Source organism: Paenibacillus sp. sgz302164 (assembly GCF_056120505.1).
In genome coordinates, this window is record NZ_JBVYOL010000040.1 from 42,893 (window position 1) to 50,261 (window position 7,369).

The 7,369-nt window shown below is 54.1% G+C and carries 5 protein-coding genes, 1 pseudogene and 2 riboswitches; of the genes and pseudogenes, 3 read left to right on the forward strand and 3 right to left on the reverse strand.

The window, feature by feature from the left end; translation table 11 throughout:
* Positions 1-28 precede the first annotated feature (28 nt).
* Entirely contained in the window at positions 29-1,120 is a 1,092-nt protein-coding gene (gene gcvT, locus AC0LWT_RS36215) for a glycine cleavage system aminomethyltransferase GcvT (RefSeq protein WP_474686675.1), read from the reverse strand.
* Positions 1,121-1,224: 104 nt separating this feature from the next.
* Positions 1,225-1,341, reverse strand: a riboswitch (glycine riboswitch).
* 3 nt (positions 1,342-1,344) lie between these two features.
* Positions 1,345-1,457: riboswitch (glycine riboswitch) on the reverse strand.
* Positions 1,458-1,654: 197 nt separating this feature from the next.
* Here gcvT and gcvH point away from each other — a divergent pair.
* Together gcvH and AC0LWT_RS36225 are read left to right on the forward strand one after the other, a co-directional pair.
* Positions 1,655-2,047 carry a glycine cleavage system protein GcvH gene (gene gcvH, locus AC0LWT_RS36220; protein ID WP_474686676.1) on the forward strand — a complete coding sequence of 131 codons (393 nt, stop codon included), beginning with the start codon at positions 1,655-1,657 and terminating at the stop codon, positions 2,045-2,047.
* A gap of 588 nt (positions 2,048-2,635) precedes the next feature.
* Entirely contained in the window at positions 2,636-3,115 is a 480-nt protein-coding gene (locus AC0LWT_RS36225) for a hypothetical protein (protein ID WP_474686677.1), read from the forward strand.
* A gap of 237 nt (positions 3,116-3,352) precedes the next feature.
* On the opposite strand, the gene AC0LWT_RS36230 is transcribed toward AC0LWT_RS36225, so the two are convergent.
* The gene (locus AC0LWT_RS36230; protein WP_474686678.1) at positions 3,353-4,609 is read right to left on the reverse strand and encodes a helix-turn-helix domain-containing protein; all 1,257 of its coding nucleotides are present in this window, start codon (positions 4,607-4,609) and stop codon (positions 3,353-3,355) included.
* A gap of 122 nt (positions 4,610-4,731) precedes the next feature.
* On the opposite strand from AC0LWT_RS36230, the gene AC0LWT_RS36235 reads away from it, so the two are divergent.
* On the forward strand, positions 4,732-7,005 hold the full coding sequence (locus AC0LWT_RS36235) for a beta-glucosidase (protein WP_474686679.1): 2,274 nt from the start codon (positions 4,732-4,734) through the stop codon (positions 7,003-7,005).
* 146 nt (positions 7,006-7,151) lie between these two features.
* Here the strand turns inward: AC0LWT_RS36235 and AC0LWT_RS36240 are convergent.
* Positions 7,152-7,369, reverse strand: a pseudogene (locus AC0LWT_RS36240) (alpha/beta hydrolase); the annotation flags it as partial.

Here is a 7,369-nt window from a genome sequence, read left to right on the forward strand (position 1 = left end):
GATCAGGGATCGGAATTCCGCCCTGGGTCTACGGTTTTCTTTTATAAAACGGCGTTGGGACGACTTTCGCCTTCACCCGGGCGCCTCTGATTTCAACGGCCACTTCGGTGCCCGGTGCGCTGTAGGCGGCTTCGATCAGCGCCAGGCCGACGTTCGTTTTGAAAGTCGGAGATTGCGTGCCTGTCGTTACTTCTCCGATTTGTTTGCCGCCAGCGAAAACGGCATAATGCGAGCGGGGGATGCCCCGTTCGATCATCTCGATGCCGACTAGTTTGCGGGGAGTGCCGGCTGCCTTTTGCGCGGCGAGCGCTTCGCGTCCGATGAACTCCCCTTTATCCAGCTTGACGAACGGGCCAAGTCCGGCTTCAAGCGGGGAAATGTCTTTGGAAAGCTCCTGCCCGTACAAGGGAAGCCGCGCTTCAAAACGCAGCGTATCCCTGGCACCTAATCCGGCCGGAATCAGGCCGGAGTCTTTGCCGGCTTCCAGCAGCTTGCCCCACAGCTCCACGGCATCGGCTGCGCCGACGTAAAGCTCGAAGCCGTCTTCACCGGTATACCCGGTTCGCGAGACGAGCGCTTGGACGCCGCCGATGTTCACGCCCTGCAAAAAGCGGAACGATTTCAACGTCCCGACCGGCGCGTCCGTCAGCTGCGCGAGAATCGGTTCCGCCTGCGGCCCCTGCAAAGCGAGCAGGGCCGTTTTGTCCGAGATGTCGTCCAGCATGACGCTGTCCGGGGCGTTTTGCTTCATCCAGCCGATATCTTTGTCGATGTTGGACGCGTTGATGACCAGCATGTAGCTTTCATGGCCCAGCTTGTAAACGAGCAGATCGTCCACGACGCCGCCGTCCGGATAACACATCAGCGAGTACTGGCACTGCCCGGCTTCGAGCCTGGACACGTCGTTGGTCGTCAGCTTTTGCAAAAAAGCAAGGGAATCCGCTCCGCTGACCAGCACTTCTCCCATGTGCGACACGTCAAACAGGCCGGCTTGCCGCCGGACGGCATCGTGTTCTTTTTGAATGCCTGCAAACTGCACGGGCAGCTCCCAGCCCCCGAAATCGATAACCCGCGCTCCATGCTCCGCGTATACCGGAAAGAGCGGTGTTCGCTTTAACATCGTCGTATCCCTCGCCTTTCATCCGCAATTTTCGTACTGCGGTTATTTTGCCCAAAAAGCAAAAAAGAGCAAAAAGTACGCATGGCAAACATACATACTTTTTGCTCTGTCCTTTGTACCTGAGAGTTACCTTGCCTTGGGCTTGGGCCGTCCGCCTGCTTGGCAAGTTTCCCCTTGGGTGTCCGGCATGCGCGTTCGCTGTGCGCCGGAGCTCTCCAGAGATGCGTCCGATACAGGTCCTTTTGCCTGAGAGATTCACCCGTTCAGGTTTACTCCTTCGGCGCCGCGCCACGCTTCATGTTTCATGCGCTTCGGCGGTCTCTCCCTGCATCCTCATCCGCTGCTTATTCGATTGGGTATACCGTTATTATGAGCCCAGCATGCTGCGGATTGTCAATTGGAATTTTTCCAAAAATTTCAGCGCGGTGCACAAACCTTTTTGCCGGAAAGAAGTTTTGACCGCCCGCCTTGACTTTGTGGTTTCCGTTGGATTAAGCTAAAAGCAAAATTTGCAGGCAAGCGAGGCGGAAAACGATGAGTCAAGTACAAGCCAATTTGTTTTACACCAAAGAGCACGAATGGGTGGAAAAGCTGTCCGATACTTTGGTTCGCGTCGGCATTACGGATTTTGCCCAGGATCAGCTGGGGGATATCGTGTTCGTGGAGCTGCCGAAAGCGGGAGCTTCCGTGACCGCCGAAGACAGCATCGGCAGCGTCGAGTCCGTCAAAACCGTATCGGATATTTTTTCGCCGGTGACCGGCAAGGTGGCGGCCGTGAACGATGCGCTGGAAGGTTCTCCGGAGCTTGTGAACAGCAGCCCTTTCGGGGAAGGCTGGATGGTCGAGGTGGAAATCTCGGGCGCAGACGCACTCGAAGGTTTGCTTACCGCGGCTGAATACGAAGCATACATAGGCACGGATCATTAAGCTGCCGGAAGGTAGCGGGAGGACGCTTCGGGGTCGGAGGCATGGGCAAAACGCCTCACTAACAAACAACCACTGACAACAAAAAGCAACCACTGACGGCAAAGTCAGCGGTTGCTTTTTGTTGTTTCGTTCTCTCTCAAGTATTCCTCAATCGTCGCTAGGGATTTCTAAATTTTCGGATTCCATTGCACGTGAGGAAACTATAATTGTTGCCCCAATCGGCTATGGTTTACATAAATTTGGAAATAAGCAGCCTGAATTGCTTGTAATCCAAAGGCGATAGGTCCCCCTAAAACCGGAGCAGTAGTTCGCTAAGCGGCCCGGCAGCGCGAAAACCTGCAAAAGTACAGTTATTTTCGATAGCAACGGACGAATTCGGGGAAAAGCCTGCGATTGTGCAGGAATTTCTGCTCGGATGGGGCTAATTCCCGAGTTTTGGCGTTAAAAACTGCACATTTGCAGGAATTTTTCGCGCCAGGAGCATCTAGGAGCAAAAAGATGTATTTTTGCAGGCTTTTGGCGCGCGCAGGGGGTTGGAACGCTTCTTGGAGGTAGCCAGCGCGTGGATTTCGGCCCGCGAGGCGTTTGATGGCGGTTGAAGCGCCACTTGGAGGAAGTCAGGTCGGTTTTTCGGCCCGCGAAGCGTTTGGTGGCGGTGAAACGCTACTGGAGGAAGTCAGCGCGGTTTTTCAGCACACGAGGCGTTTGATGGCGGTTGAAGCGCCACTTGGAGGAAGTCAGGTCGGTTTTTCGGCCCGCGAAGCGTTTGGTGGCGGTGAAACGCTACTGGAGGAAGTCAGCGCGGTTTTTCAGCACACGAGGCGTTTGATGGCGGTTGAAGCGCCACTTGGAGGAAGTCAGGTCGGTTTTTCGGCCCGCGAAGCGTTTGGTGGCGGTGAAACGCTACTGGAGGAAGTCAGCGCGGTTTTTCAGCACACGAGGCGTTTGATGGCGGTTGAAGCGCCACTTGGAGGAAGTCAGGTCGGTTTTTCGGCCCGCGAAGCGTTTGGTGGCGGTGAAACGCTACTGGAGGAAGTCAGCGCGGTTTTCAGCACACGAGGCGTTTGATGGCGGTTGAAGCGCCACTTGGAGGAAGTCAGCGCGCAGTTTTTCGGCCCACGAAGCGTTTGGTGGCGGTGAAACGCTTCCTCGAGTTAGTCAGCACAGCCTCTCCACACGCGGGAGCGGTTGAAGCCAGCGGTTTCCTCGTTCGCGACGCCAGCGGTGCCGCAGGGCGGCTTTGCGCTGGTTGACCGCCGCGCCGCGCGTTGGGAGATGCGTGCAGTACCTGCCCGCCATGCCGCGCTACCACAAGCTTTCCGCGCTCCGGTTGTTTCGATACTGTTTGGGCGTCGTGCCGGTATGCTTTTTAAAAATTTTGTTGAAATACGTCTGGTCGTAGTAGTTTAAGCGAGAGCAAATATCGGCAATCGGGTAGTCGGTCAGTACGAGCAGTTTTTTGGATTCCTCCACTTTTTCCCGCTGGATGTAGTGGCTTAGCGTCATTCCGGTTTCTTTTTTGAACAACTGGGACAAATAATTGGCGTTTAGCCCAGTTAATTGCGAAAGTGTTTTGAGGGTGATTTCTTCGTACAGATGGTTAAAAATGTAGTTTTGACAGGAAGCGATCGGCTTCGAAACATTGTGCATCCTGCTCTTGCGGACACGCTCGGCAAAGTCTAAAAACGCGTCCGCATAGGCGTTCTCCACATGTCTGACTTCTTTCAGCTCCTCGATATGCTGGATGTGCAGGTCGCTTAAGGTATAAGCGGTCTCCGGGAATAATCCGCCTTCGATCGCCGCGCGCGTAGCCAGGGTAATGCCGCAATAGGCAAGGTTTTTTTGGCTTCGCAGCCGGCTGCGCCGCGACAAGATGCCGACCTCTCCCGGCAAGACTACGCTTAACGCTTTGAGAAGCCCGGCTTTATCCCCGTTTTTTATATGCTGGAACAGCGTTTTTTCGTGAACCGGGTCCATGTGGAAAAGGGAATTTTCCCTCCGCGTCGACAGGCTGAGATCCACGTTGTTTACCGGCACGAACCGCTGCTCGAAATGATGGTTGTACTCGAGTACGTTCGTGATTTCGAGCGGTTCCTTATAAACAAGGTAATGGATGAGCATGCTTGCGTGAAGCAGGCGCATTTTGGGGATTACCGGGAGACTGCGCAAGTACTGGGACCACTGGGGACGGTGTTTGACCGGGACATGGTTGTCGTACATAAGGCTTGCGATCGCCTCGTCGGACAAATCGGAATAGACGGAGGGACCGACAACGAGTGTGCCTGCAAATTGCCCGTCCCGCTCGATGGAAAGCATAACGAAATTTTCCTCGTGATTTGTAGAACGGATGACAGGCATATGCGAGCTTCGTTCCCGTTCGGAGCCGGTCAATGAGCGAATGAGATCGTCGTGGTTGGAAAATAATGGGCTTGTATGAAAAACAGAAGACAGCCGGAAGTCGATTTCATTGCCCGGATTCACGTAAAACACGGGGATTTGAAAGCTTTCAAAAATAAGTTTGCCTATATATTCAAGTTCTTTTTTAACCTCCAATGGGACCACGAACAATCACCGCCATCTGAAATAAGTACAATTTATCTTAAAATAATACCATAAAATGAAGGTTCCGTGAATTATGATGGTGGTGCGACCGATGGAAAATACCGTTTAGGGGGTAAACAACTATGAAACGCAATATTCAAGAGCTTATTTCCAAAATGACACTCGAAGAAAAGGCAGGCATGTGCTCCGGACTTGATTTTTGGCATTTAAAAGGAGTGGAGCGCCTCGGCATTCCGTCGATTATGGTGACGGACGGCCCGCACGGACTGCGCAAGCAAAAAGCGGACGCCGACCATTTGGGGCTGTTTGACAGCGTTCCTGCAACTTGTTTCCCTTCGGCCGCGGGGCTGGCATGTTCCTGGGACCGGGAGCTGATCGGCAAGGTCGGCGTCGCTTTGGGCGAGGAGTGCCAGACGGAAGACGTAGCGGTGCTGCTCGGACCGGGCGCGAACATTAAGCGTTCCCCGCTGTGCGGAAGAAACTTCGAATATTTCTCGGAAGATCCGTTCCAATCTTCGGAAATGGCGGCAAGCCATATCCAGGGCGTGCAAAGCCAGGGAGTCGGCACGTCGCTGAAGCATTTTGCCGTCAACAACCAGGAGCACCGCCGCATGTCGGTGGATGCGGTCGTGGACGAGCGTACGCTGCGGGAAATTTATTTGGCGAGTTTTGAAGGCGCTGTCAGAAAATCTCAGCCTTGGACGGTAATGAGTTCATATAATCGGGTGAATGGGACGTACGCTTCCGAAAACGAGTTTTTGCTGACTGATATTTTGAAAAATGAGTGGGGCCACGAAGGTTTTGTCGTGTCCGATTGGGGTGCCGTTAACGAAAGAGACGACGCTCTTGCGGCCGGTCTGGAGCTGGAAATGCCGGCAAACAGCGGCGTCGGGGAGCAGAAAGTGATCGAAGCCGTGAAGAGCGGGAAGCTGTCCGCGGAAGCGCTGGACAAAGCGGTGGAAAGACTGCTGAACATTATTTTCATGGCGGTCGACCACAAGAAAGAAAACGCTGCCTACGATCAGGAAGCGCATCATTTGCTGGCAAGAGAAGTGGCAAGCGAAAGCATGGTTCTTTTGAAAAACGAGAACGGCATTCTCCCGCTCAAGAAGGAGAGCAAAATCGCGATCATCGGCGCATTTGCCGATAAACCGAGATATCAAGGCGGGGGCAGCTCCCACATTACGCCGACAAAACTGGACCATCCGGTCGAAGAAATCCGGAAACTGGCCGGCGCTTCGGCAGCGATCGCCTATGCGCAGGGCTACCGGCTGGATAGCAATGCCGATGACGAAGCGCTGCTTCAGGAAGCGAAGCGGGCGGCAAGCGAGGCGCAGGTTGCGGTCGTTTTCGCAGGGCTTCCGGACCGCTACGAATCCGAAGGGTATGACCGGGAGCATTTGAGCATTCCGGGCAATCAAATCAGCCTGATTGAAGCTGTGGCGGGCGTGCAAAGCAATGTCGTTGTCGTACTGCTGAACGGGTCCCCTATCGAGATGCCGTGGATCGGCAAAGTAAAAGGCGTGCTCGAAGGTTACCTGGGCGGGCAAGCGGTTGGCGGCGCTGTTGCCGACCTGCTGTTCGGCGAAGCGAATCCGTGCGGCAAGCTGGCCGAAACGTTCCCTCTCAAGCTGAGCGACAATCCTTCCTACCTGTTCTTCCCGGGCGAAGGCGACCGGGTGGAGTACAGAGAAGGCTTGTACGTAGGCTACCGGTATTATGACGCGAAAAAAGTGCAGCCGCTGTTCCCGTTCGGATACGGATTGAGCTACACTTCGTTCGAATATACGGGCATCGAGCTGGATAAACGGAACATCAAAGATACGGATACGGTTACGGTCCGGGTCAAGGTCAAAAATACAGGCTCGCGCGCGGGCAAGGAAATAGTCCAACTGTACGTCAAGGATGTCGAAAGCAGTGTTATTCGCCCCGCTAAAGAGCTGAAAGGCTTTGCGAAAGTCGAGCTTCAGCCCGGGGAGGAAAAAGCGGTCGAGTTTGTTCTGGACAAACGCTCTTTTGCTTACTACAACGTCGATCTGAAAGATTGGCACGTCGAGACCGGCGACTTCGCGATTCTGATCGGCAAATCGTCGCAGGACGTCGTACTGCAGGATACCGCGCATGTTCAATCGACGGTCGCGATCAAGCGAACATACACCCGCAATACGACGATCGGCGACCTGCTCGGCGATCCGTCCAGTGCGGAACCCGTCCAGCGCCTGATGAGCCGCTTTCAAGAGACAAGCGCATTGACGGCGGAGCCGGGCGACGACCACGCCGACATGATGGCGGCTATGATGAAATATATGCCGCTGCGGGCGCTGGCCGCTTTCAGCCAAGGATCGGTGACCGAGCAAATGCTGAGCGATTTGCTGAACGAGCTGAACCGCGACTAAAATCGGATTCGAGGAAAAACTCGCGCACCCCATAAGCAACCTTATGGGGTGCGCATCATTCTCACTAAGATGGCGCAACAAGGTCACAAGCAAAAACACGATCCCTAGGCTTAATAAAATTTTTTTTCTCCAGACTTTCAGAAAGTCTACCGCTTGGCCAAGGCCAATATTTCATCTGCAACGAGATCAGGGCGATATTGATGAATATAATGCTCGGTATCCTTAAGCACTAATTGCTTCGCTTGCACGGACCCGGACCAGGAAGTAAATTCCTTTTCGTATTTGTTCCAAACGTCATTGGTAACCCCTAAGTAATCGGATGTCAGCACGGTAAGCGGGAAAGGGAGAGGCTTTTTGTCATCCA

Bases quoted from the DNA above. Each gene is read 5' to 3' on its own strand.
- AC0LWT_RS36225 (WP_474686677.1), top strand. From the start codon at position 2,636: ATGGCGGTTGAAGCGCCACTTGGAGGAAGTCAGGTCGGTTTTTCGGCC.
- AC0LWT_RS36235 (WP_474686679.1), top strand. From the start codon at position 4,732: ATGAAACGCAATATTCAAGAGCTTATTTCCAAAATGACACTCGAAGAA.
- gcvT (WP_474686675.1), bottom strand. From the start codon at position 1,120: ATGTTAAAGCGAACACCGCTCTTTCCGGTATACGCGGAGCATGGAGCG.
- gcvH (WP_474686676.1), top strand. From the start codon at position 1,655: ATGAGTCAAGTACAAGCCAATTTGTTTTACACCAAAGAGCACGAATGG.